General features: G+C 62.1%; 23 protein-coding genes. 9 read left to right on the plus strand and 14 right to left on the minus strand.

Features of this window, described 5'->3' with window-relative positions; genetic code table 11:
- Nucleotides 1-4: 4 nt before the first annotated feature.
- A complete protein-coding gene (locus AB8B31_RS30390) occupies nucleotides 5-1,030 on the minus strand; it encodes a sulfate ABC transporter substrate-binding protein (RefSeq protein ID WP_018246501.1) in 1,026 nt (341 codons plus the stop codon).
- 364 nt (nucleotides 1,031-1,394) lie between these two features.
- Between AB8B31_RS30390 and AB8B31_RS30395 the strand changes: the two genes are divergently transcribed.
- Entirely contained in the window at nucleotides 1,395-2,411 is a 1,017-nt protein-coding gene (locus AB8B31_RS30395; protein ID WP_026188774.1) for a porin, read from the plus strand.
- Nucleotides 2,412-2,479: 68 nt separating this feature from the next.
- Here AB8B31_RS30395 and AB8B31_RS30400 read toward each other — a convergent pair whose 3' ends face one another.
- The 7 genes from AB8B31_RS30400 to AB8B31_RS30430 form a co-directional block, all read right to left on the minus strand.
- Nucleotides 2,480-2,935 (minus strand): PTS sugar transporter subunit IIA, encoded by a 456-nt coding sequence (locus AB8B31_RS30400; RefSeq protein WP_018246503.1) that lies wholly within the window; start codon nucleotides 2,933-2,935, stop codon nucleotides 2,480-2,482.
- A 41-nt stretch (nucleotides 2,936-2,976) separates the two neighbouring features.
- Nucleotides 2,977-3,669, minus strand: coding sequence for a response regulator transcription factor (locus tag AB8B31_RS30405; RefSeq protein ID WP_018246504.1), 693 nt, complete (start codon nucleotides 3,667-3,669; stop codon nucleotides 2,977-2,979).
- Nucleotides 3,666-6,374 carry a sensor histidine kinase gene (locus AB8B31_RS30410; protein WP_018448526.1) on the minus strand — a complete coding sequence of 903 codons (2,709 nt, stop codon included), beginning with the start codon at nucleotides 6,372-6,374 and terminating at the stop codon, nucleotides 3,666-3,668. The genes AB8B31_RS30405 and AB8B31_RS30410 overlap by 4 nt, the downstream gene beginning before the upstream one ends.
- A gap of 112 nt (nucleotides 6,375-6,486) precedes the next feature.
- Nucleotides 6,487-7,056, minus strand: coding sequence for a potassium-transporting ATPase subunit KdpC (kdpC, locus tag AB8B31_RS30415; protein ID WP_018246506.1), 570 nt, complete (start codon nucleotides 7,054-7,056; stop codon nucleotides 6,487-6,489).
- Nucleotides 7,057-7,090: 34 nt separating this feature from the next.
- Complete coding sequence (gene kdpB / locus AB8B31_RS30420) at nucleotides 7,091-9,151, minus strand: potassium-transporting ATPase subunit KdpB (protein WP_018448527.1); 2,061 nt, start codon at nucleotides 9,149-9,151, stop codon at nucleotides 7,091-7,093.
- Nucleotides 9,152-9,360: 209 nt separating this feature from the next.
- The gene (gene kdpA, locus AB8B31_RS30425) at nucleotides 9,361-11,064 is read right to left on the minus strand and encodes a potassium-transporting ATPase subunit KdpA (protein ID WP_018448529.1); all 1,704 of its coding nucleotides are present in this window, start codon (nucleotides 11,062-11,064) and stop codon (nucleotides 9,361-9,363) included.
- 68 nt (nucleotides 11,065-11,132) lie between these two features.
- Nucleotides 11,133-11,222 (minus strand): K(+)-transporting ATPase subunit F, encoded by a 90-nt coding sequence (locus AB8B31_RS30430; RefSeq protein WP_003547774.1) that lies wholly within the window; start codon nucleotides 11,220-11,222, stop codon nucleotides 11,133-11,135.
- Between the two features lie 490 nt (nucleotides 11,223-11,712).
- On the opposite strand from AB8B31_RS30430, the gene AB8B31_RS30435 reads away from it, so the two are divergent.
- Entirely contained in the window at nucleotides 11,713-12,756 is a 1,044-nt protein-coding gene (locus AB8B31_RS30435) for an NAD(P)-dependent alcohol dehydrogenase (RefSeq protein ID WP_018448530.1), read from the plus strand.
- Nucleotides 12,757-12,768: 12 nt separating this feature from the next.
- Here the strand turns inward: AB8B31_RS30435 and AB8B31_RS30440 are convergent, their stop codons facing one another.
- From AB8B31_RS30440 to AB8B31_RS30455, 4 genes are read right to left on the minus strand one after another with little or no spacing between them, the layout of a single operon-like run.
- The gene (locus AB8B31_RS30440) at nucleotides 12,769-13,338 is read right to left on the minus strand and encodes a DedA family protein (RefSeq protein ID WP_439007643.1); all 570 of its coding nucleotides are present in this window, start codon (nucleotides 13,336-13,338) and stop codon (nucleotides 12,769-12,771) included.
- A 30-nt stretch (nucleotides 13,339-13,368) separates the two neighbouring features.
- Nucleotides 13,369-14,730 (minus strand): FAD-containing oxidoreductase, encoded by a 1,362-nt coding sequence (locus AB8B31_RS30445; protein WP_439007644.1) that lies wholly within the window; start codon nucleotides 14,728-14,730, stop codon nucleotides 13,369-13,371.
- Nucleotides 14,727-15,185, minus strand: coding sequence for a membrane protein (locus AB8B31_RS30450; RefSeq protein ID WP_018448533.1), 459 nt, complete (start codon nucleotides 15,183-15,185; stop codon nucleotides 14,727-14,729). Before AB8B31_RS30450 ends, AB8B31_RS30445 begins: the two co-directional genes overlap by 4 nt.
- A 53-nt stretch (nucleotides 15,186-15,238) precedes the next feature.
- On the minus strand, nucleotides 15,239-16,162 hold the full coding sequence (locus tag AB8B31_RS30455; RefSeq protein ID WP_018246514.1) for a LysR substrate-binding domain-containing protein: 924 nt from the start codon (nucleotides 16,160-16,162) through the stop codon (nucleotides 15,239-15,241).
- 88 nt (nucleotides 16,163-16,250) lie between these two features.
- On the opposite strand from AB8B31_RS30455, the gene AB8B31_RS30460 reads away from it, so the two are divergent.
- Complete coding sequence (locus AB8B31_RS30460; RefSeq protein WP_028732628.1) at nucleotides 16,251-17,240, plus strand: nitrilase family protein; 990 nt, start codon at nucleotides 16,251-16,253, stop codon at nucleotides 17,238-17,240.
- Nucleotides 17,241-17,577: 337 nt separating this feature from the next.
- Here AB8B31_RS30460 and AB8B31_RS30465 read toward each other — a convergent pair whose 3' ends face one another.
- Entirely contained in the window at nucleotides 17,578-18,765 is a 1,188-nt protein-coding gene (locus tag AB8B31_RS30465) for an acyl-CoA dehydrogenase (RefSeq protein WP_439007646.1), read from the minus strand.
- Nucleotides 18,766-18,939: 174 nt separating this feature from the next.
- On the opposite strand from AB8B31_RS30465, the gene AB8B31_RS30470 reads away from it, so the two are divergent.
- On the plus strand, nucleotides 18,940-19,278 hold the full coding sequence (locus tag AB8B31_RS30470) for a cupin domain-containing protein (RefSeq protein ID WP_026188775.1): 339 nt from the start codon (nucleotides 18,940-18,942) through the stop codon (nucleotides 19,276-19,278).
- Nucleotides 19,279-19,332: 54 nt separating this feature from the next.
- Here AB8B31_RS30470 and AB8B31_RS30475 read toward each other — a convergent pair whose 3' ends face one another.
- Entirely contained in the window at nucleotides 19,333-20,286 is a 954-nt protein-coding gene (locus AB8B31_RS30475; protein WP_018246519.1) for a LysR family transcriptional regulator, read from the minus strand.
- A gap of 174 nt (nucleotides 20,287-20,460) precedes the next feature.
- On the opposite strand from AB8B31_RS30475, the gene AB8B31_RS30480 reads away from it, so the two are divergent.
- From AB8B31_RS30480 to AB8B31_RS30500, 5 genes are read left to right on the plus strand one after another with little or no spacing between them, the layout of a single operon-like run.
- The gene (locus tag AB8B31_RS30480; RefSeq protein WP_018246520.1) at nucleotides 20,461-21,666 is read left to right on the plus strand and encodes an ABC transporter substrate-binding protein; all 1,206 of its coding nucleotides are present in this window, start codon (nucleotides 20,461-20,463) and stop codon (nucleotides 21,664-21,666) included.
- 5 nt (nucleotides 21,667-21,671) lie between these two features.
- Nucleotides 21,672-22,454, plus strand: a complete 783-nt coding sequence (locus AB8B31_RS30485; RefSeq protein WP_018246521.1) for an ABC transporter ATP-binding protein — start codon at nucleotides 21,672-21,674, stop codon at nucleotides 22,452-22,454.
- Nucleotides 22,454-23,155, plus strand: coding sequence for an ABC transporter ATP-binding protein (locus AB8B31_RS30490; RefSeq protein WP_020493450.1), 702 nt, complete (start codon nucleotides 22,454-22,456; stop codon nucleotides 23,153-23,155). Before AB8B31_RS30485 ends, AB8B31_RS30490 begins: the two co-directional genes overlap by 1 nt.
- A 4-nt stretch (nucleotides 23,156-23,159) precedes the next feature.
- Complete coding sequence (locus AB8B31_RS30495; RefSeq protein WP_018246523.1) at nucleotides 23,160-24,047, plus strand: branched-chain amino acid ABC transporter permease; 888 nt, start codon at nucleotides 23,160-23,162, stop codon at nucleotides 24,045-24,047.
- Nucleotide 24,048: 1 nt separating this feature from the next.
- Entirely contained in the window at nucleotides 24,049-25,038 is a 990-nt protein-coding gene (locus AB8B31_RS30500) for a branched-chain amino acid ABC transporter permease (protein WP_018246524.1), read from the plus strand.
- The last annotated feature ends 102 nt before the right edge of the window (nucleotides 25,039-25,140 follow it).

Raw genomic sequence — 25,140 nt, forward strand, 5'->3', positions numbered from 1 at the left:
TCTATTATTGGGCCGGCTTGTAGATTTGGTCAAATACCCCGCCGTCGCCGAAGAATTTCGGCTGTGCGTCTTTCCAGCCGCCGAAATCGTCGATGGTCGCCAGCGTCAGCTTCGGGAAGCGGGCGATGTCAGCCGGATCGGCAGCTTCCGGCTTGATCGGGCGGTAGAAGTGCTTGGCGGCGATCTTCTGGCCTTCGTCCGAATAGAGGTAGTTGAGATAGGCTTCGGCGACCTTGCGCGTGCCCTTCTTGTCGACATTGCCGTCGACGATGGCGACTGGCGGGTCGGCACGGATGGAGAAGGCCGGCGTCACGATCTCGAACTGATCGGGACCGAGCTCTTCAAGTGAAAGATAGGCTTCGTTTTCCCAGGCAAGCAGCACGTCGCCGAGGCCGCGCTGGACGAAGGTGGTCGTGGCGCCGCGCGCGCCTGTATCGAGAACCGGAACGTGCTGCAGCAGTTTCGTCACGTAATCCTGCGCCTTGGCTTCGTCGCCGCCATTCGCCTGCTTGGCCCATGCCCAGGCGGCCAGGAAGTTCCAGCGGGCGCCGCCCGAGGTCTTCGGGTTTGGGGTGATGACCTGCACGTCGTCCTTGACCAGGTCGCCCCAATCCTTGATTCCCTTCGGGTTGCCCTTACGGACCAGGAAGACGATCGTCGACGTATAGGGTGTCGAATTGTTGGGGAACTTGGTCTTCCAGTCGGCCGGGATCTTGCCGGTCTTCTTGGCGATGGCGTCGATATCACCTTCGAGCGCCAGCGTGACGACGTCGGCGTCGAGACCGTCGATGACGGAGCGCGCCTGCGCACCGGAGCCGCCATGCGACGCCTGGATCGTTACGGTTTCACCGGTGTCCTTCTGCCACTTGGCGGCAAAAGCAGCATTGAAATCCTTATACAATTCGCGAGTCGGATCGTAGGAAACGTTAAGAAGCGTCTGATCCGCGAATGCGGGAGCGATGCTCCCGATCGCGAAGCTGCCTGCCATGACCGCGGCTGCGATGAGCCGGGTGAGCCGTTGTGTCTGCATTGGGGAACCCTCCGTGTTTGTGCCTAAACACTATCAAGTCAGTCGTATAATGAAACAAAGGTTCTTCCGGTTCCGGCGCTACCGTTAGAATGTCATTCCATTTAAGGGGTAATTTGGAAATGGACGTGCCGAAGTTGGCCGCGGCCAATTGGTCGCCGGGCGCTGCCCGCCGCAGGGCCGTGTTTTTTTGGCCACAGTTCCTCCACGAATACGACATGGTGATGCAGATTTTTGCCAAGATTTTGCCGCGATGGCACTTGTGGATTCCTATATGGCCTCCGTTGCGGTCGTATTCGCCGACCGCTGCGCGGGGGCAACCCTTGAAGTGCGCCTCGCATTCCAAACCTGTTTAGGGCCATTCAAAATGAATATCAGAACTATCCTTTTTGCCTCCGTTGCCGCCCTTGCCGCGGCCTCCGGAGCCCGCGCAGCCGACGCCATCGTGGCGGCGGAACCCGAGCCCGTGGAATATGTTCGCGTTTGCGACGCCTACGGAACCGGCTATTTTTATATTCCGGGGACGGAAACATGCCTTTCGATCGGCGGTTACATCCGTACCGAAGTGCGTTTCGGTGACCATATTTCCGGCGACTCCGACGTAGACTTCTGGACCCGCGGTCAGGTCACCTTCCAGGCCAAGAACGACACCGAGTACGGCACGCTCACCGGCGTCATCACGCTGCGTTACAATGTCGACAACGCTTCTGACCAGGAAGCATTGCTCGATGAAGGCTACATCGACATTGCCGGTTTCCGCGTCGGTAAGCTGTATAGCTGGTGGGATGACGACATGAGCGGCGAGACCGATACGCTCGCCAGCAACGAGACGACCCACAACTCGATCCGTTATCAGTACGAGAATGGCGCTTTCGCGGCCGGCATTTCGGTCGACGAGCTGGAAGAAGACTACGCCACCAAGCCGGGCGACGGCCCGAACAACTTCGGTGTCGCAGGCCAGGTTTCCTACAAGGCCGGCGCCATCAGCGCTTACCTGCTTGCCGGTTATGACACCGACACCAGCGAAGTCGCGGTCCGCGGCATCGTTTATGCCGACATCGGCCCGGGCACGCTCGGCATTGCCGGCGTATGGGCAAGCGGCGCCAACTACTACTACGAAGAGTCCGAATGGACGATCGCAGCAGAGTATGCCTTGAAGATCAACGACAAGTGGTCGGTCACCCCCGGCTTCCAGTACTTCGAAAACATCGCTCTCGAGGCTGACGGTAACGGCTTCACCGGCGGCAGCGCCTACACGACCGGTGTCACCATCGACTACCGCATCGTCGAGGATCTGCGTACGAAGCTCAGCGTGCAATATCACGATGAGGACGAAGGCGACGACGAAGTGTTCGGCTTCCTGCGCTTCCAGCGCGATTTCTAAGATCGTCTCTTTGCAGACGAGTGGGCGCGACCTTCAGGCCGCGCCTTTTTTAATTTAGAACAATGTCATCACACCCGTGAATCGGCGATGAAATCGGAATAAAATTCGTCGACCGTTCTTGCCTTGCGCATGGCGGCGAGCGCGCCGTCCGTTTGCAGCCGCCTGGCAATGGCCGATAGCACGTTCAGATATTCGCCACGATTATTTTCTCCGAAGAGCAGCACGAAGGCGATGTCAGTCGGGATATCGTCGATCGCCTCGAAATCCAATGGTTGGGCGAAGCGGAGGAGAAGGCCGCGCGGGCTGGTCATGCCGTCGATCGCCGCATGCGGGATGGCAATGCCGTTGCCAATGCCGGTGGAGCCGAGCTTCTCACGCGCTTCGAGCGCCTTCAGGATGGTCTGGCCATCGACGGAGAAAGCCTTGGCGGCCTTGTCGGCTATGGTCTGCAGCGCGCGCCATTTGGTCGGCGCCGACACGCCGATGAAGGTGTGTTCCGGCCGGATGATGTTGGGAAGGTTCATGTCATTCTCGATACTGTTCGGGCAGCGGGAGGGAAGGGAGGTCAATCCGGTTCCCTGAGCCGGTAGCCGACGCCGGTCTCCGTGGTGATATAGTGCGGCTGGTCCGGAATCTGTTCGACCTTTTGCCGCAGTTGCCGGACGTAGACGCGCAGATACTGCACATCCGCCGCCGGCCCCCATACCTGCTTTAGAAGAAACTGGTGTGTCAGCACCTTGCCGGCATGCTGGGCGAGCACGCGCAGGATGTCATATTCCTTCGGCGACAGTTTTATTTCCTGGCCGTCGACCTTGACGATGCGCTTGACGAGATCGATCGACAGCCCGCCGGTCTGGAAGATCGCCTTTTCGCCCTGCTGCTGCAGGCGGTGGCGCAGCGCCACGCGGATGCGGGCGCCGAGCTCGTTGATGCCGAAGGGCTTGGTGACGTAATCGTCGGCGCCGCTTTCCAGCGCCTTGACGATACCGGCCTCGTCGGTGCGGCTGGACAGAATGACCACCGGCATGGAAAGCCCTTCGTCGCGCCACGCCTGTAGAAGGTCATGGCCGGGGGTGTCGGGGAGGCCGAGGTCGAGCACGATGAGATCGGGCATGTCATCGGCGACCGACTGCCGGGCGGCGCTGGCGTTTGGCGCCTCACGCACCTCGTAGCCCTGCGCGGTCAGGCCGACGCGGAGCAGCTTGCGGATCGGAGGCTCGTCGTCGACGACGAGGATTTTAACGGCTGAACCGGTCATCGGAGTTCATCCAGTTTCGGAATGTCGTTGGGTTTCGGCAGGCGGATGGTGAAGACGGCGCCCGGACGGCCCGTCCGGTTGCCGGCGGTGATCGTGCCACCCATCGCCTCGATGAAGCCGCGGCAGATGGAAAGGCCAAGCCCGGTGCCGGCGCGCACCTGATCGCCCTTGCGCACGCGGTAGAAGGTATCGAAGACGCGGTTAAGATCGGCCGGCGGAATGCCTGGGCCTTCGTCCGAAATCTGCACGACGACGTTGTCGGCATCGGCCCAGCCCTCGATATGGATCACCGATCCCTCGGGCGCGTATTTCGCGGCATTGTCGAGCAGGTTGAAGATCACCTGCTCGAACAGGACAGGATCGACGCGCACCATCGGCAGGTCGGCGGGAATGTTCATCTCGGTCTTGTGGCCGTCGAGGATCTTGGCGGCACGGCGCAGCGCGCTGCCGACGATATCGCCGGCATAATGCAGCGCATAGTTCGGCTCCATCGCACCGGATTCGATCTTGGTCATGTCGAGCAGGTTGGCGATGAAGCGGTTGAGGCGTTCGGATTCGTCGACGACGGTCGACAGCAGGTCGCTGCGGTCCTCCTCCGGCATCGAGGCGAAATAGTCGCGCAGCGTGCCGGCGGCGCCGAGGATGGCGGCAAGCGGTGTCTTCAGGTCGTGCGAGATCGAAGTCAGTAGGGCCGAGCGCAGCCGGTCTGCTTCGGCCCCAAGTCTTGCCCGGTCGACATCAGCGACGAGCTGGACGCGTTCGATGGCAAGGGCCGCCTGGTCGGCCAGCGCATCGAGCAGCCGCTGCTGTTCGGGCGTCAGCAACGGTCCGTCGCGGCGGTCACTGTCGAGGCCGATGACACCAACGGCGGTGCGCCCGGTTCTCAGCGGCACATAGAGGCGCTTGGCGCCGGGCAGTGTGTCGGCGCCGCGGCCGGCGGCGTGATTGTGCTCCCAGGCCCAGCGGGCGGCGGCGATATCGGCGTAGTCGAGCGTGTCGTCGGGCGGATAACCGGCCTTGACGGCGATGGTACCGTCTTCCGGCAGCAGCAGCACGACGCGGACCTTCAGCATCGAGGCGAGCTGGAAGGCGGTCGCCCAGAGCACGTCGTCGAGCGTGCCGGTGCCGGCGAGCTTTTTCGAGAAGAGATAGAGATCTTCCGTCGTCCGCGCCCGCTGGCGGGCAGCGGCGGCCTGGCGCTGTACGGTCGCGGTCAGGTTGCTGGCGATGATGGCGACGCCCAGGAAGAAGAAGAGCGCAAGCACGCTTTCCGGATCGCTGATCGTCAGCGTGTAGCGCGGCGGCAGGAAGAAGAAATTGAAGGACAGCGCGCTGAGGATGCAGCTGTAAAGGGCCGGCCGCAGGCCGTGGAGGACGGCTGAGGTCAGCACGGCCATCAGGAAGACGAGGGCGAGGTTGCGTACGTCGAGCACCTGGTCGAGCACGACGCTGACGCCGAGCGCGATGGCAACATAAAAGGTTGCCAGCAGGTAGGCCCTGAAATCCAGTTGCGGCGCGGTGGCCGCCGCTCTGACGCCGCGCGCGGTGGTGCCGTCCTTCTCACTGCCTGAAATCACATGGACGCTGATCTCGCCGGTCTTGCGGATCAGCTCGTCGGTGATCGAGCGGCTCCACCAGTCGCGCCATGTCGGCTTCTTCGGGGCGCCGATGACGATATGGGTGACGTTGTTGGCGGTGGCGTGGCGGACAAGTTCTTCGGCGACTTCGCGGCCGGGAAGGGTGATCGCTTCGCCGCCGAGCTGCTCGGCAAGTCGCAGCGTGGCGGCGACGGTATCGCGCTCGGCTTCGTTCAGATTGATCGATCGGTTGGTCTCGATATAGACGGCAGCCCAGGGCGCGCGCAGCCGCGAGGCCATACGGGCAGCATAACGCACCAGCGAGGCGGAGCGCGGATGGTGGTCAACCGAGACGAGAACGCGTTCGCCCGCCGCCCAGGGGCCGGATATGGCATGGGCCTGCATATGCGTGAGCAACTGGTCGTCGACGCGCTGTGCGGTCTTACGCAGCGCAAGCTCTCGCAGCGCCGTCAGGTTGCCCGGGGTGAAGTAGTTGGTCAGCGCCCGCTCGGCCGTCCGCGGCATGTAGACCTTGCCGTCATGCAGGCGCTTGATCAGATCATCCGGCGTCAGGTCGATGATCTCGATGTCGTCAGCGAGGTCGATGATCGAGTCCGGCACTGTCTCGCGCACACGGATGCGGGTGATCTGCGAGACGACGTCGTTCAGGCTCTCGACATGCTGGATGTTCAGCGTCGTATAGACATCGATGCCGCGATCGAGCAATTCCTTGACGTCGAGATAGCGCTTCGGATGACGGCTGCCCTCGGCATTGGTATGGGCGAGTTCGTCGACCAGCACCAGATCAGGCCGGCGGGCGAGGATGCCGTCGAGATCCATTTCCTCGAGCGGCCGGCCCTTGTAGCTGATTTCGACGCGGGGGATGATCTCGAAGCCGGCAAGGAGCGCCTCGGTCTCCTTGCGGCCGTGGGTCTCGACGACGCCGATGACGACATCGAGACTGTCGGCGATCTTGGCACGGCCGGAGACGAGCATCTCGTAGGTCTTGCCGACGCCGGGCGCGGCACCCAGAAAGATCTTCAGACGGCCGCGTGTCTCCGCCCGGGCTTTTTCGAGAAGCGCATCGGGCGAGGGCCTGCCGGCCTGGTCGCGATTGTCGTCTGGCATGCGTATGGTCTTTCTGCAGATGGCTGGCGAGGGCGGGCTACATCACCCTATCCCTCGCCCCTGTGACGAGCGCAGGGATGAGGGAAGGAAAGGGGCGCCCAGCCTGCCAGGGTCACTGAGTCATAGAAGCATCAAGGCTCTGGTTCAACGCCAGAACATTGACTGTAGGTTCGCCGAGAATGCCGAGTTCGCGGCCTTGAACGGCACCGTCGACCAACGCCTTGACCTTGGCCTCGTCGATAGCACGCGCTTTGGCGACGCGCTGCACCTGGAAGTAAGCGGCCTCCGGCGAGATATGGGGATCGAGGCCGCTGCCCGAAGCGGTGACCAGGTCGGCGGGCACCTCCGCATTCGGGTTTGCCGCCTTGGCCGCGTCGTAGTCGCCCTTGACGCGGTCGATCAGCTTCTGGCTGGTCGGGCCGAGGTTCGAGCCGCTGGAGGCGGCCGCATTGTAGCCGTCGCCGGCGGCCGAGGGACGGCCGTGGAAATACTTGTCGCTGGTGAAGGCCTGGCCGATCAGCGTCGAGCCGATCACCTGGCCGTTCTTCTCGATCAGGCTGCCGTTCGCCTGAGCCGGGAACAGGGCCTGGGCAGCACCCGTCATGGCGAGCGGATAAAGCAGGCCGGTGATGGCGGTGGTGGCGACGATCATGACGACCGCCGGACGAAGTTCTTTCAACATTGTCTTACTCCTTCGAGTGTTCAGACGGGATCCGTTAGGCGAGGCCGAGGGCTGCGACAGCCATGTCGATCGCCTTGATGCCGATGAAGGGAACGATGATGCCGCCGGCGCCGTAGATCAGCAGGTTGCGCGACAGCAGCGCGCCGGCGCCGATCGGACGGTAGCGGACACCTTTCAGCGACAGCGGGATCAGTGCGATGATGATCAGCGCGTTGAAGATGATCGCCGAAAGGATGGCGCTTTGCGGCGTCGAAAGCCCCATGATGTTCAGGACGCCGAGCTGCGGGTAAAAGGTCAGGAACATCGCCGGGATGATGGCGAAGTACTTGGCGATGTCATTGGCGATCGAGAAGGTCGTCAGCGCGCCGCGCGTCATCAACAGCTGTTTGCCGATTTCGACGATCTCGATGAGCTTCGTCGGGTCGCTGTCGAGGTCGACCATGTTGCCGGCCTCGCGGGCGGCGACCGTGCCGGTGTTCATGGCGACGCCGACATCGGCCTGGGCGAGCGCCGGCGCATCGTTGGTGCCGTCGCCGCACATGGCGACGAGCTTGCCCTTCGACTGTTCCTCGCGCATCAGCGCCAGCTTCATCTCCGGCGTTGCCTGGGCGAGGAAGTCGTCGACGCCGGCTTCGGCGGCGATGGCGGCTGCCGTCAGCGGGTTGTCGCCAGTGATCATCACGGTGCGGATGCCCATGCGGCGCAGCTCGGTGAAGCGTTCGCGGATGCCGCCCTTGACGATGTCCTTCAGCTGGATGACGCCAAGCAGCTTGCCGTCGCGGGCAACGGCGAGCGGCGTGCCGCCAGCCTTGGCGACCTCGTCTGATATCGACTGCAGTTCGCGCACGACCTCGCTGCCGTTCTTCGAGGATGCGTCCCCGTTGACATAGGCCAGCACGGCATCGACTGCGCCTTTGCGGATCGAAGCGCCTTCGAGATCGACGCCGCTCATGCGGGTCTGGGCCGTGAAGGGCACGAAGGTCGCCTTCAGGCTCGCCATGTCGCGGCCGCGGATCGCATATTTTTCCTTGGCGAGCACGACGATGGAGCGGCCTTCCGGGGTTTCGTCGGCAAGCGAGGCGAGCTGGGCGGCGTCGGCGAGATCCTGTTCGGAAACGCCGCGAACCGGGCGGAAGGTTGTCGCCTGTCGATTGCCGAGGGTGATCGTGCCGGTCTTGTCGAGCAGTAGCGTATCGACGTCGCCGGCGGCTTCGACCGCACGGCCGGACATGGCGAGCACGTTGAAGCGGACGAGGCGGTCCATGCCGGCGATGCCGATCGCCGACAGCAGCGCACCGATCGTCGTCGGGATCAGCGTAACGAAAAGGGCGACGAGCACGATGATCGGGATCGAGCCGCCGGCATAGATGGCAAAGCTCGGGATCGTCGCGGTGGCGAGCACGAAGATCAGCGTCATACCGGCAAGCAGGATGTTGAGCGCGATCTCGTTCGGAGTCTTCTGGCGTTCGGCACCTTCGACGAGCGCGATCATCCGGTCGAGGAAGGTTGAGCCGGCAGCGGCGGTGATGCGGACGCGGATCCAGTCGGACAGCACCTGCGTGCCGCCTGTTACCGCCGAGCGGTCGCCGCCGGATTCGCGGATGACCGGCGCGGATTCGCCTGTGATCGCCGCTTCGTTGACGGAGGCCACACCTTCGATGACTTCACCGTCCGACGGGATGATGTCGCCGGCCTCGACGAGCACGAGGTCGCCGACCTTGAGGCTGGTGCCCGGCACCATGCGGTAGCCGCTGCCATTATTGGCGGTGAGCAGCTTCGCCTGGGTTTCGGTGCGCGCCTTGCGCAGCGAATCCGCCTGCGCCTTGCCGCGACCTTCGGCAACGGCCTCGGCGAAATTGGCAAACAGCACGGTGAACCAGAGCCAAAGATTGATCTGGAACGAGAAGCCGAGGTTGCCGTTGCCCGCCACGAGATCGCGCAGGAAGAGGATGGTGGTCAGCACCGAGACCGTGGCCACGACGAACATGACCGGGTTTCTGGCGAGTGCCCGGGGGTTGAGCTTCTTGAAAGCGGCACCCACGGCCGGAATGAGGATGCGAGAATCCATGATGCTCGCGGATTTTGCCTGGCTCATAAGAGACTCCAGCTTTGAAACGAGGATGGCGAACCGGAAGCCGGTCAGCCCTGTAAGATTTTGAATATGGCGGCGATGACGAGGAGGCCTGCCATCATCACCAGAATGATGTCGGAGGCTTGGGGTCTCGGGCCATTCCCACGTCCCGGCGCACCAGGACGTGAGTGGTAGGCGTTGCGAAGCCTGTGTCGGAGGATCATGGCATCACCTCAAAAGGTCTGGCCGGCGATCATGACCAGGTGCTCGACGACGGGGCCAAGGGCCAACGCCGGGAAGAAGGTCAGGCCGCCGACGATCAGGATCGTGCCGACGAGCAGGCCGACGAAGAGCGGACCATCCGTCGGGAAGGTGCCCGCCGAGGCCGGAACCGACTTCTTGGCGATCAGCGAGCCGGCGATTGCAAGCGCCGGGATGATGACCAGGAAGCGGCCCATCAGCATACCGAGGCCAAGGGTTATGTTGTACCAGGGCGTATTGCCCGTCAGGCCGCCGAAAGCCGAGCCGTTGTTCGCTGCCGCTGATGTATAGGCATAGAGGATTTCGGAGAAGCCGTGCGGGCCGGCGGTCCCGACCGATGCAACCGCACTCGGAAGGACGCTTGCAATTGCGGTGAAGACCAGCATGGCGAGCGGCAGGCAGAGAATGGCGAGAACGGCCATCTTCATTTCCTTCGCCTCGATCTTCTTGCCGAGATATTCCGGCGTGCGGCCGACCATCAGGCCGGCGACGAAGACGGCGACGATGATGAAGAGCAGGATGCCGTAAAAGCCAGCGCCGACACCGCCGACAATGACTTCGCCGAGCTGCATGTTGATCAGCGGAACGAGGCCACCGAGTGCCGTGAAGCTGCCATGCATGGCATTGACCGCGCCGCAGGAGGCCGCCGTGGTGATGACCGCAAAGAGCGAGGATAGGGCGACGCCGAAGCGGACTTCCTTGCCTTCCATGTTGCCGCCGCCAAGACCGAAGGCATGCATCAGCGGATTGCCGGCGGCTTCCGCCCAATAGGTGACGATGACGCCGGCGACGAACAGGACGCCCATCGTGGCGAGGATCGCCCAGCCCTGGCGCTGATTGCCGACCATGCGGCCGAAGACGTTGGTCAGTGCCGCGCCGATCGCGAAGATCGACACCATCTGGATGAGGTTGGAGATCGCATCGGGGTTTTCGAACGGATGGGCGGAGTTGGCGTTGAAGAAGCCGCCGCCGTTGGTGCCAAGCATCTTGATGGCCAGCTGCGAGGCGACGGGGCCGACGGCGATCGTCTGCTGTGCGCCTTCGAGCGTCGTCGCATTGACGTAGTAGCCGAGCGTCTGCGGCACGCCGAGATAGACAAAGACCAGCGTCAGGACGATGCAGATCGGCAAGAGCACATAGAAAGTGGCCCTCGTCATATCGACCCAGAAATTGCCGATCGCCTTGCCCGAGGCGCGCGAGAAGGCGCGGATGAAGGCGAGCGCGATGGCAATGCCGGTCGCCGCCGAGACGAAGTTCTGGACGGTGAAGCCGGCCATCTGCGTCAGATACGACATCGTGCTTTCGCCGCCGTAGTTCTGCCAGTTGGTGTTGCTGACGAAGCTGACGGCCGTGTTGAAGGAAAGCTCCGGCGGGATGGCTGCCATGCCGGCCGGATTATAGGGAAGACCGGCCTGCAGGCGCTGCAGCGCGTAAAGCACGATGACGCCGAGCAGGTTGAACATTAGCATGGCGAAGGCATAGGAGGTCCAATGCTGTTCCTCGCGTTCGCTGGTGCCGGCAATGCGGTAAAGTCCCCGTTCGATCGGAACGAGGACCGGTGACAGGAAAGTGCGCTCGCCGCTGAAGACACGCGTCATATAGCCGCCGAGCGGTTTGACGAGCACGAGGACGATCCCGCAGTAAAGCAGGATCTGAAGCCATCCGTTGAGGGTCATGGAGGTAAACTTTCAATACCCGGCTGCTTCTGGGCGCGCATGCGCGACCTCAGAAGCGCCAGTTCTCTTTAAAAGCGTTCTGGGCGAAGGAGAGCGTAGGTGAGGTAAACGGTGAGAAACACGGTTACGGCACCGCTCAAGACATAATCGAGGGTCATCGTCGCTTCTCCTGTCAAAGCCTGTCGCAGGCTCGGGTGTAGGCAAAGCACAGCGCGAAGAATATGATCGCGGTGCCGAGTAGAATGATATCCATCATGATCGTGACTCCTGTTGTTCTTCTTGGAGTCAGACAAGACAAAGGGCGCTGGGAGGCCGCCTTTCATGCTTTCTGGCGTGGAGATAATCTTTTCGATCTCTCGGCATCAATATGGAGCCGAAGCGCATAAAGGTTCGAGACGGACGACAGGCCATCTATATAAAAATCTTATAAATGCCCTTCCGAGGCCGCTCGCCATCGGACCAGGCTGGCGCAGTTTCCCGACGGGCCGCAGCCGGTACGGAGCCTCGGCAAGTCCGAGTGAGCATTTTTTCATTTGTTGAGCAAAAGCCTTCGCAATCTGGTTGAATTGGGAGGGCTTCGGGCCTTATAGTCGCCTTCGACGCTGCCCGATGGAGTCATGGGCAAGCCATAAGGGAAGGAAACCGACGATGACCAAAGTCCGCGCGCTTGTCCTCGAGCGCCAGCATGAGCTTGCGCTTCGCGATATCGATCTGCCGCTTGAAACTCGCCCCGGCGAGGTGAAGATCAGGATCCACACCGTCGGCGTCTGCGGTTCGGACGTGCATTATTACACCCATGGCAAGATCGGCCCCTTCGTCGTCAACGCGCCGATGGTGCTCGGCCATGAGGCGGCGGGCACGGTGGTCGAGGTCGGCGCTGGCGTCACGCATCTGAAAGTCGGCGACCGCGTCTGCATGGAGCCCGGCATCCCCAATCCGAATTCCAAGGCAAGCCGGCTTGGCCTGTACAATATCGACCCGGCCGTGACCTTCTGGGCGACCCCGCCGATCCACGGCGTGCTGACGCCAGAGGTCGTGCATCCCGCCAATTACACCTTCAAGCTACCCGACAATGTCAGCTTTGCCGAAGGCGCGATGGTCGAGCCCTTCGCCGTCGGCATGCAGGCGGCCGCCAAGGCGAAGATTACGCCGGGCGACACTGCCGTCGTCCTCGGCGCCGGGCCGATCGGCACGATGGTGGCGATCGCGGCCCTTGCCGGCGGCTGCGCCCGCGCGATCGTCGCCGATCTCGCCCAGCCGAAGCTCGATATCGCCGCGCAGTACCAGGGTGTCATTCCGGTCAATATTCGCGAGAAGAACCTGGTCGAAGAGGTCGGCCGGCTGACCGACGGCTGGGGCGCCGATGTCGTCTTCGAATGCTCCGGTTCGCCGAAGGCCTGGGAGACGATTATGGCGCTGCCGCGCCCGGGTGGCGTCATTGTCGTCGTCGGCCTGCCGGTCAACCCGATCGGTTTCGACGTCTCGACGGCATCCACCAAGGAAATCCGCATCGAAACGGTGTTCCGCTACGCGCACCAGTATGAGCGGTCGATCGCGCTGCTCGGCTCGGGTCGCGTCGATCTGAAGCCACTGATTTCTGAGACCTTCACATTCGAAGATTCGATCAAGGCGTTTGATCGCGCCGTCGAGGCGCGGCCGAGCGACGTGAAGCTGCAGATCGTGATGGAATAGGGCGCCATACCGCTACGAGTGCCTGGCGCTCAGTTTCATCCTGCGAAAGGCAAGAGCCGCGGCCGCCACGACCGCCGCGGCTCCGGCTGCGATCAGCAGATGGCGATGAAGCGGAAGGTGGCCCAATGTCTGTTGGATGCCGTGCCCGAACACGTAACCGAGCGCCGTGAAAAGCTGCCCCCACACCAGCGCGGCCACAGCATTCAGGATGATGAATTTACCGGTCGCTATGCGTGTTGTCCCGATGACGATCGGGCTGATTGTCCGCAACCCCACCAGAAAACGAAACGCAAGGATGAAGCCGGTCGGATATCTTTCCAGAAGTCGGGTTGCGCGCGCCAGCGCCGGTCTTTCCATCAGCCGGCGGACGAGACCCCATCGAGCCGCATAACGGCCGGCGAAGAACCAGAACTGATCGCCGGCGAAGGATCCTGCCGTTGCCGCTAGCGACGCCGACCAATAGGTCAGCAGCCCGCGGTGGGAAATGACGCCGCCGAGGAAGGCGGCTGTTTCGCCCTCGAAGGCTGCACCCAGAAATATCGCCAATAGTCCGTAGTGCTCGATCAGCAGTTCGATAGACACTCAGCTGTCCTCGGCCCGGGGTTTCGATAGCTAAACCGGCTTCAAATCCCCAAGCACCGTCGGGATCAGCTCCGACACCGTCGGATGGATCGGCACCGACCATTGCAATGCGGGATAGGTCGTTCCTGCATTCATCGCGTCTATGATGCCGTGGATCACCTCGTCACCTTCGATGCCCAGGATCGCCGCGCCGAGAATTTTTTTGGTCTCGGCGTCGGCGATCACCTTCATGAAGCCCTTGGTCTCGCCGCGCTCGTTGGCGCGGCCGACGCGGCTCATCGGCCGGGTCGAGATCATGATCTTGCGTCCCGAGGCGCGCGCCTGCTTTTCCGTCATGCCGACACGGCCGAGCGGCGGGTCGATATAAAGCGCATAGGCCAGGATGCGGCTCGAGAGCTTGCGATCGGCGCCGTCGAGAAGATTGGCGGCGGCGATCTCGAAATCATTGTAGGAGGTGTGGGTGAAGGCGCCGTGGCCGTTGCAATCGCCGAGCGCCCAGATGCCGTCGACATTGGTGGCAAGCCTGTCGTCGACGGTGATGTAGCCGTGCTTGTCGCTGATGACGCCGGCGGCATCGAGGCCGAGATCGTCTGTGTTCGGCTTGCGGCCGGTGGCGATCAGCACATGGCTCGCATCGATCCTCGCTGAATCGGTGGCGACCGTTATTCCGTCGCTGCTCCTGGCGAAGGCGATGTCGCTGACACCGGTATGAATGTCGATGCCCTCCGAGCGCAGGACATCGGCGATCGCGTCGGATATATCCTCGTCCTCGCGCGACGCGAGCTTCGGGCCATGCTCGATGACGCTGACTTCGGTGCCGAAGCGGCGATACATCTGCGCGAATTCCAGCCCGATATAACTGCCGCCGATCACGGCCAGATGCCGTGGCAGCGTGTCGAGATGGATGATCGAGGTGCTGGTGAGATAGTCGATATCGTTGATGCCGGGCAGGTCGGGGATGACGGGGCGCGCGCCGACGTTGAGGAAGATGCGCGGTGCGGTCAGCGTCTCGCCGTTGACGCTGACGGTCTTCGGGTCCTCGAAACGGGCATGGCCGTAGATCACGGTCATGCCGTCCATCCCGGCGAACCAGCCGATCAGGCCGTTGCGGGCATTCATGGTCACGGTTTCGGCACGGGCCCTGACCACCTTCATGTCGATGGCGATCTCGCCCGGAATATTGACGCCGTAAACGGCGCTGTTTCTCGCGACATAGGCGGCGCGGGCGCTGGCGACAAGCGTCTTCGTCGGCATGCAGCCGGCATTGACGCAGGTGCCGCCGAGGAATTTGCGCTCGATCAGCGCCACCTTCATGCCCTTTTCGACCATGCGGGCGGCGAGGAAGGGGCCGGCCTGGCCGCCCCCGATGACGATGGCGTCGAAGCTCTTCATGACACGACCACGATCAGCAGCGCGCCGATGACGGCGACGGCATCTTCGATGAGAGCGGCCGGCAGATCCTTACCGAAGGAGGCGGCAAGCCTGCCGCGGACGGCGGCGCCACCATATGTGCCGATGACGGCGCCGATCACCCCGGCAATCAGCCCGCCGAAGAGCAGGCCGCTGGCGGCACCGATCGTGGTGCCGGCCAGCGCGCCCATGACGATGCGGGCGCCGAATTGCACCGGCACCTTGCGCGACGGCGTGGACGGCAGCTGGTCGGTGATCAGTTCGACGACGGCGAGAAGCGTGAAGATCCACGGCGTCCACTGGTAACCCATGAAGGCAAGCGGCGTCTGCGAGACATCGAACCAGCCGAGCGCTGCGCCCCAGGCGACGGCGGCCGGCGCGGTCATGGCGCGAAGCCCTGATATGACACCAATCAGCAATGCAAGAAGCAGAAACATGCATGATCCCCTTTTTGCCGGCTCTTGCCGTCGTCAGGGAAGGTTGCACATTGTCAGGCGCGTGGCAATTCGTCGTGGTGCGCCAGCGGCCTTGAGGACGTGGGTGCGCGTCGATGCTTCGAAACGTAGTCGATGAACCGCAGCAGAAGGGGATTGCTGTCGGCGCTCCGCCAGCAAATTCCAACGGCCCACTTTGACGCCGAACCCGATAAGGGCTTTTGGTGCGTGCGATCGCCGAGCGCCTCAACGCCGTGCCACGGCAGGAATGCGGCCCCCAACCCGGCAGCAACAACGGCATGAACGGTCAAGATGTCGTCAGCGTGCTGGACGATGCGCGGCTTGAAGCGGGCCGATGTGCACCATTGGCTGATCTGCGCATCCAGTCCCGGCCCGCGCGATGACGAAAGGGCGACAAAGCCCAGACGGTTCAATGTCGACAATCGGTTCATGGGCGGAATCTCCATGCCGGAGGGAAGTACCAGCGCCAGCCGCTCCTCGATGACTGGCATGAAGGATAGCTCATCGGTCTCCTCAGGCGCCCGGCAAAAGCCGACATCGAGCCGGCCGCCAAGCAGTCGTTGGTGCTGCTCTCTTGATGGCAGGTCGTTAAGCGTAATCTGGCTATCGGGAGTCGTCACCCGGAAGGTCGCGACTATTTGGGGCGCGGTGATGAGCGCCGAGATGCCAAATCCGATGTCGAGCTGACCGGTCAGGCCGGCATTTGCACGATGCATCTTGACGTCGATTTCATCGCTCAGCCGCAAGAGCACGCGTGCTTCCTGCTGCAGCAGATTCCCCAGCGGCGTCAGCCTTGCTCCATGTCGGCCACGTTCAAATAGCGGTCCGCCGACCATCGCCTCCAACGCCTGAATTTGCTTGGACAGGGTCGACTGGGTGACGAACAACTTTGACGCGGCCTTGCCGTAATGGCCAGTGTCGGTCAGCTCGACAAAGGAGCGCAGCAACCTGATTTCCATTCAAAATCCGACTTATTTTCATCAAAAATGTCATTTTACGAAATAATGCTCGCATGTCAAATTGTTCAAGGCATCAGGAGCAATAGTCATGGCGTTCAAGGTTTCCTCCGTACAGTTTCAGCATCGGGCAAACGACAAAGCCTATAATCTTGGGCGCATCGAATCCCTCACACTGCAAGCCGTCCAGGCCGGCAGCCAACTTGTGGCCTTCCCTGAGATGTGCCTCTGCGGCTACTGGCACGTCCCGAAGCTGGACGGTGCAGCGCTGCACGCTCTTGCCGAGCCCTTGTCAGGCCCATCCGTCTCGTATGTTGCCCGGCTGGCGCGGGAGCATAGCATTGCCATCGGCGCCGGATTTCTGGAGCTCGCGGAAAACGGCGCCCTCTATAACTCCTACGCCGTGTGCATGCCGGACGGACAGGTTCATTGCCATCGCAAGCTGCATGCGTGGGAACATCGCCTCATCTCCAGCGGCGATAGTTTTACGGTCTTCGATACGCCTTGGGGAATCCGCGCAGGCATTTTGATCTGCTGGGACAACAACCTGATCGAAAACGCGCGGGCAACCGCCTTGTTGGGCGCGGAAATCCTGATCGCCCCCCATCAGGCGGGAGGAGGGGCGTCCGTCAGTCCACATGGAATGAAGCGGATACCTGTCGAAAAATGGATCCGCCGCCATGAAGATCCTGAGGCTATTGAAGCCGAAATCAGAGGTCCCAATGGTCGCGAATGGTTTCTGCGTTGGCTGCCGTCTCGCGCGCATGACAATGGCATGTTTCTGGTATTCAGCAACGGCGTCGGTCAGGACGAGGATGAAGTGCGCACCGGCAACGCGATGATTCTCGACCCCTATGGCCGGATTCTGGTGGAGACCTGGCAGGCTGCCGACGCAATCGTCAGCACAGAACTCGATCTGGCATTGCTCGACAAATGTACGGGCCAACGCTGGATTCGTGGCCGTCGCCCGGAACTCTACGGCTGCTTGACAGAACCCAATCCGCACGGCTTGTCGCCGATGGAAGCACGTTTCTCCGATGCCCCGACCCGCAACCCTGCGCCCGCAGAAAAAACGTTATGAGCGGAGCTTCCTTGACGAGATACCCGGATTAGTTGGAGGTCCTATTGTAGATCTTGTCGCGTGGCCTTTTCCATCCTCGCTGCTCTGCCATCTGCTCTGCGCGCTTCCGGGCATTGAAAGGATCGATGTAGCCTTCAATTATGAACGTTCGGCCTTTCCACAAGAGGATGCCAGTCTTCTGTTCATCGTCCCAGTGAAATTCCATCGCGCGATTGTATATCATTTGAAACACGGTTTGCTGACACGGTCTAGAAGTGTGAGCTAATCGTGAAGCGTAAGAAGCGTCTTTGCAAGCCTATGGACGGTGTGGATCACGCATGACCGCCTTGGACAGAATCTAGTTTGCAAAGGCGGCAATGCCGGTAATCGCCCGGCCGATGATCAACGCGTGGATGTCGTGTGTGCCCTCATAGGTGTTGACCACTTCGAGGTTGACGAGATGACGGGCGATGCCGAATTCGTCGGAGATGCCGTTACCGCCGAGCATGTCGCGGGCCGCCCGCGCAATCTCCAGCGCTTTGCCGCAGCTGTTGCGCTTGAGGATCGAGGTCAGCTCCACCGGCGGATGGCCTTCCTCCTTCATGCGGCCGAGCCGCAGGCAGCCCTGAAGACCGAGCGAGATCTCCGCCGTCATGTCGGCGAGCTTCTTCTGGATCAACTGGTTGGCGGCGAGCGGCCGGCTGAACTGCTTGCGCTCGAGCGTGTATTGCCGGGCTCTCGCATAACAATCCTCGGCAGCACCGAGCGCGCCCCAGGCGATGCCGAAACGGGCCGAGTTGAGGCAGGTAAACGGTCCCTTGAGGCCGGTGACACCAGGCAGAAGGTTTTCCTCAGGCACGAAGACCCCGTCCATCACCACTTCGCCGGTGATCGAGGCGCGCAGTCCCACCTTGCCGTGGATGGCAGGCGCCGAAAGCCCTTTCCAGCCCTTTTCGAGGATGAAGCCGCGGATGAGGCCATCCTCGGTCTTTGCCCAGACGACGAAGACATCGGCGATCGGCGCGTTGGAGATCCAGGTCTTCGAGCCGGTCAGGCTGTAGCCGCCGTCGACCTTTTTGGCGCGTGTCGCCATCGAGCCGGGGTCGGAGCCGTGATCGGGTTCGGTCAGGCCGAAGCAGCCGATCCATTCGCCGGTGGCAAGTTTCGGCAAGTATTTCAGCTTCTGCGCCTCGGAGCCGAAGGTGTCGATCGGCACCATCACGAGTGAGGACTGGACGCTCATCATCGAGCGGTAACCGCTGTCGACCCGTTCGACCTCGCGGGCGATCAGGCCGTAGGCGACGTAACCGAGGCCGGCGCCGCCATAATCCGGCGAGATCGTCGGGCCGAGCAGGCCGAGTTCGCCCATTTCGCGGAAGATCTCGGGATCGGTTTTTTCATTGCGGAAGGCGTCGAGAACGCGGGGAGCGAGCTTTTCCTGCGCATAGGCATGGGCGGTGTCCTGCACCATGCGCTCTTCGCTGGTCAGTTGCTCCACCAGCCGAAACGGATCGGCCCAGTCGAAAACTTCGCGCGTATGCTGCATGGCGGCGTCTCCTCATCCCGGTTCTGGCTTGCCTCACTCAAGTTGGCCATAGACCCGCCAGCTCACCGCGTCAACAGAAGGCGGCAGTCTCGAAAAGACCGGCCGCGCCATCTTTTCAAAAGCGTCGGGATGATCCACTTTGCCCGCGATCGATTCTGGAACGAGGAGGCGGAAATGTCGTCAAGCGAGCTGTTCGTATCGGCCGAAGGCGCCGAATGGATCAATCCCGAGCCCGGCGTTGTCAGGCGCATCATGACCTATCTGCCCGAGATGATGATGGTGGAAGTGGCTTTCGAAAGCGGCGCCGTGGGTGCGGCCCATTCGCATCCGCACATCCAGGCCAGCTACGTCGCCGAAGGCAGTTTCGAAGTGACGATCGACGGCCGGACCGAGGTGCTCAAGCAGGGCGGCAGTTTCATCGTGCCCCCCAATCTGATCCACGGCGTCAAGGCGCTGGAAAAGGGCCGGCTGATCGATGCATTCACCCCGCACCGCGCCGAATTCCTGAAGTAACCAGAGCATGATGCCGAAAACTGTCAGCGGTTTTCGGACGACATCATGCTCTAATCAAACATCCGCCCTTGTCCGGCGCGCCGGGCCGGCGGCGGTGACATAGGGCGGCACGAAACGAGCATCCTCGCCGCGCACCGCCTCGCGCAGGAAATCGATGACGGCGCGCACGCGCGGCGCCTGTTTCAGGTCGCGATGACAGGTGATCCAGTAATGGCGCTTGAGGTCGATCTCCTCGGGCAGCACGCGCACGAGTTCGGGATAACGGCTGGCGAAGAAATAGGGCAGGATGCAGAGGCCGAGGCCGTTTCTCGTGGCGGTCAGCTGCGCGAAGATGCTGGAGCTCTGGAACTGCGGCTTGATGCGCGGGTGCACATCGCCCAGATAGTCCAAGCCCGGCGCAAAGATCATTTCCTCGATATAGCTGACGAAGGGATGCTCAAGCAGGTCTTCACGGCAGGTGATGGCAGGCGCCTTTGCCAGATAGTCGCGCGAGCCATAGATCTGCAGATGGTAGTCGGTCAGCTTCTCGGCGAAATACGGGCCGCCCTTCGGTTCATCGAGCACGACGGAGAGATCGGCCTCCTTGCGCGACAGCGACATGATCTGCTGGATCGTCACGAGTTCGAGCGCCAGATGCGGATGCTGGGCGGCGAACTGCGGCAGCACGGTCGCGAAGAAGAAATTGGCAAAACCCTCCGGCGCGCTGAGCCGCACGAGGCCGCGTTGCGCCATCGAGCCGTCGGCGAGGTCGGCTCGCAGCCGCTCGGTCTCCTGCTCCATCCTTTCGGCGGTCTCGACGAAGCGCGTGCCCATGGCAGTCAGCACGTAGCCGCGCGGATTGCGCTCGAACAGCTTGACCTTGAGGGTGAACTCCAGCCGGTCGATGCGGCGCGAGACGGTGGCATGGCTCGAGCGCATCTGGCGCGCTGCCGTCGACAGCTGTCCAGTGCGGGCGACGGCTAGAAAAAACTGCAGATCGTCCCAAGTAAACTGCGGTGGATTGTTCATCGCGATCCCCTCTGTTCAAAAACGAACAGATACTGTTTGGAATTAGTTGTAAATCACCCGTTGCCTCAGGGCGGAATTTCCGTGATCGTAAGGTGAGGGTCCGTCGTTCTGAGGAGTGCGGCTGGCCAAATTTGAACAGATCCGCAATCTGGCCAATCTCTGGGAGGAGATCATATGCGAAAGAATCTCATTGCATCAGTTGCATTTCTGCTTGCAAGCAGCACAGCGGTGCTCGCGCAGAGCGCGACCGACGGCAAGGTCAAGATCGGCATCCTGAACGACCAGTCGGGTGTCTATGCCGATTTTGGCGGCAAGTCCTCCGTCGAAGCTGCCAAGATGGCGGTCGAGGATTTCGGCGGCAAGGTCCTGGGTGTTCCAGTCGAGATCGTCGATGCCGACCACCAGAACAAGCCTGATATCGCCTCCAACATCGCTCGCCAGTGGTATGACACCGAGCAGGTGGATGCGATCATGGAACTGACGACCTCGTCGGTGGCGCTCGCCGTGCAGGCGATCGGCAAGGAAAAGAAGAAGATCGACATCGTCACCGGTGCGGCGACGACGGATCTCACCGGCAAGGCCTGCTCGCCCTACGGCTTCCATTGGGCCTATGACACACATGCACTGGCCGTCGGCACCGGCGGCGCACTCGTCAAGCAGGGCGGCGACAGCTGGTTCTTCCTCACCGCTGACTATGCCTTCGGCTATTCGCTGGAACAGCAGACCAGCGATTATGTCAAGGCAAGCGGCGGCAAGGTCGTCGGCGCTGTCCGCCATCCGCTCTCGACCCAGGATTTCTCGTCCTTCCTGCTGCAGGCGCAATCATCCGGCGCCAAGGTGATCGGCCTTGCCAATGCCGGCCTCGACACCTCGAATGCCATCAAGCAGGCGGCCGAATTCGGGATCACCCAGGGCGGCCAGCATCTGGCTGCGCTGCTCTTCACGCTCGCCGAAGTCCACGGCCTCGGCCTCGAAGCGGCTCAAGGGTTGACCCTGACGGAAGGTTTTTACTGGAATCGCGACGACGAAAGCCGCGCCTTCGCCAAGAAGTTCTTCGCTCGCACCGGCAAGATGCCGAACATGATCCACACCGGCACCTATTCGGCAGTGACGCAATATCTGAAGGCGGTGGAGAAGGCCGGCACCGACGAGACGGAAGCCGTCGCCAAGCAGCTGCATGAAATGCCGGTCGATGACGTCTTCGGCCGCGGCGGCACGGTCGGCGCCAATGGCCGCATGATCCATGACATGTACCTGCTGCAGGTCAAGAAGCCTTCCGAAAGCAAGGAGCCGTGGGATTACTTCAATGTGCTCGCCACCATTCCCGGCAAGGAAGCCTATATCGATCCCGCCAAGAGCGGCTGCGATCTGGTGAAGTAAGCACGATGGCGGTTTCCGCAATTGAAACTCAGGAAAAGCCGCGGGTGGTATTGTCCGCCCGCGGACTGCGTCGCGATTTCGGCGGCTTCACCGCCGTCAAGAACGTCGATCTCGATGTGCATGACGCAAGCGTGCATGCACTGATCGGCCCGAACGGCGCCGGCAAGACGACAGTCTTCAACCTGCTGACCAAGTTCCTGCAGCCGACGGCGGGCACGATCACCCTGATGGGCGTTGACATCACGAAGACGCCGCCCGACAAGGTGGCGCGCATGGGACTGGTGCGCTCTTTCCAGATCTCCGCGGTCTTCCCGCACCTGAGCGTTCTCGACAATGTGCGTGTGGCGCTGCAGCGGCCGAACAATCTTTCCACGCAGTTCTGGCGGCCGCTCTCGGCGCTCGACCGGCTGAACGAGCGCGCCGAGCAACTGCTGGCCAGCGTTGGGCTTTCCAAGGAGCGCGATCATATCGCCGCCGATCTTTCCTATGGCCGCAAGCGCGTGCTGGAGATCGCCACCACACTGGCGCTGGATCCGAAGGTGCTCCTACTGGACGAACCGATGGCCGGCATGGGGCTGGAGGATGTCGGCGTCGTCTCATCGATCATCCGCGAGGTCGCCCGCGAGCGGGCGGTGCTGATGGTCGAGCACAATCTCTCCGTCGTCGCCAATATCTGCCAGCATGTCACGGTGCTGCAGCGTGGCGAGATCCTCGCCGAGGGCGATTATGCCACCGTCAGCCAGGACGAGCGCGTACGCGTGGCCTATATGGGTACGGAGGAGCATTGATGGCCGCTCTCCTCGAGGTCCAGGGGCTCAATGCCTGGTACGGCGAAAGCCATGTCCTGCACGGCGTCGATATGCGCGTCGGTGAAGGCGAGACGATCACCATTCTCGGCCGCAATGGCGTCGGCAAGACGACGACGCTACGCACCATCACCGGCATCGTGCGGTCCCGGAAGGGCAAGATCAGCTTTGCCGGCAGCGACATGATGCAGGTGCCGCTGCACAAGACGGCGCATCGTGGCATCGGCTTCGTCCCGGAGGAGCGCGGCATCTTCTCGACGCTCACGGTTTCGGAAAACCTGCTGCTGCCGCCGGTCGTGGCAGGAGGTGGGATGACTCTCGACGAGATCTACGAGCTCTTCCCCAATCTCTACGAGCGCCGCGGTAGCCCGGGCACCAAGCTTTCCGGCGGCGAGCAGCAGATGTTGGCGATCGCCCGAATCCTGCGCACCGGCGTCAGGCTGCTCATTCTCGACGAACCGACGGAAGGGCTTGCCCCCGTGATCGTCCAGCGCATCGGCGAGGTGCTGAAGACACTGAAGGAGCGCGGCATGACAATCCTGCTCGTCGAGCAGAATTTCCGTTTCGCCAGCCGTATTGCCGATCGCTTCTATCTGATGGATCATGGGCAGATGGTGTCGGAATTCCCGGTCGGTGAACTGCCGCAGCGCATGGATACGCTGCACAAAGTTCTGGGAGTGTGACCAGATGACGATGATCTTCGGCATTCCCCTGCAGGCGCTGTTCGGCCAGCTGCTGATCGGCCTGATCAACGGTTCGTTCTATGCGCTGCTCAGCCTCGGCCTCGCCATCATCTTCGGCCTGCTCCGGGTGATCAACTTCGCCCATGGCGCGCAATATATGCTCGGCGCCTTCGTCGCCTACCTGCTGCTGACCTATGCCGGCATCGGCTACTGGCCGACGCTGATCCTGGCGCCCGTGATCGTCGGCCTTGCCGGCGCTATCATCGAGCGGCTGTTCCTGCGCCGGCTCTACGATCTCGATCCGCTCTACGGCCTGCTCTTCACCTTCGGCCTGGCGCTCGCGGTCGAGGGCACCTTCCGCTATCTCTACGGCTCTTCCGGCCAGCCCTATGCGACGCCGGCTGCGCTTGCCGGCGGCGCCAACCTCGGCTTCATGTTCCTGCCGATCTATCGCGGCTGGGTGGTCGTCGTGTCGCTCGTCGTCTGCCTCGGCACCTGGCTGCTGATCGAGAAGACCAAGCTCGGCGCTTATCTGCGCGCTGCCACGGAAAACGCCGTGCTGGTGCAGGTCTTCGGCGTCAACGTGCCGGTGCTCTTGACGCTCACTTACGCGCTCGGGGCGGGTCTCGCCGCCTTTGCCGGTGTGCTGGCGGCGCCGATCTACCAGGTCTCGCCGCTGATGGGCTCGAACATGATCATCGTCGTCTTCGCCGTGGTCGTCGTCGGCGGCATGGGATCGATCATGGGCGCGATCATCACCGGTTATGTGCTCGGCATCGCCGAGGGCCTGACCAAGGTCTTCTATCCCGAGGCTTCCAACATCGTGATCTTCGTCATCATGGCGATCGTGCTTCTTATCAGGCCCGCGGGCCTCTTCGGACGGGATGCGTGACATGGCTGACATCACCGAAACCATCCAAACGGAAAAAAGCCGAACCGCCCTTTCGGTGCAGGCGGGTTTTCTGCTGGCGGGGCTGCTGCTCCTGCTGCTGGCGCCGTTTTTCTTCTATCCAATCTTCCTGATGAAGCTGCTCTGCTTCGCGCTCTTTGCCTGCGCCTTCAACCTGCTGCTCGGCTATACCGGCTTGCTTTCCTTCGGCCATGCCACCTTCTTCGGTGGAGCGGCCTATTTCACCGCCTACACGGTGAAGGCATGGGGCCTGCCGCCGGAACTCGGCATCCTGATTGGGGTGGTGGGCGCGGCGTTTCTCGGCCTCGTCATGGGTTTCTTCGCCATCCGCCGTCAGGGCATCTATTTCGCGATGATCACGCTGGCGCTGTCGCAGATGTTCTTCTTCTTCTGCCTGCAGGCGGAGTTCACCGAAGGCGAGGACGGCATCCAGTCGGTGCCGCGCGGCCATCTCTTCGGCTTTATCGATCTGAACAGCTCGACCAACATGTATTATTTCGTGCTGGCTGTTTTCATCATCGGCGTGCTGATCATCTGGCGCTTCATCAATTCGCCCTTCGGCATGATCCTGAAATCGATCCGCGAAAATGAGCAGCGGGCAATCTCGCTCGGTTATTCCGTAGCCCGCTACAAGCTCGGCGCTTTCGTCATGTCGGCCGCGCTTGCCGGGCTCGCGGGTGCTGTGAAATCGATCGTTTTCCAGTTTGCGACGCTGACCGACGTCGCCTGGCAGATGTCGGGCGAAGTGATCCTGATGACGCTGCTCGGCGGCATCGGCACGCTGATCGGCCCGCTCTTCGGAGCCGGGCTGGTGGTGGCGCTGGAAAACTACCTCGCCACCTCGGAATTCCCGGTGACGATCATCACCGGCATCGTCTTCATGGTCTGCGTGCTGATCTTCCGCCGGGGCATCATCGGCGAATTCTACGCCTCGCGGCTGGGGCGGAAACTGGGCTTCGTCTATCGCCGCTGAACGGGCGGACCTCTCTCTTTCCGGAAAGAATCCCTCTTTCCCGGGAAAAGAGACGGGCGGCGGCGCTGCGACTCTTCCTCTCCCCGTGCTGCGGGGAGAGGG

Origin of the sequence: Rhizobium sp. 62_C5_N11_2, assembly GCF_051811185.1 — a bacterium.
Classification (GTDB): Bacteria; Pseudomonadota; Alphaproteobacteria; order Rhizobiales; family Rhizobiaceae; genus Rhizobium; species Rhizobium leguminosarum.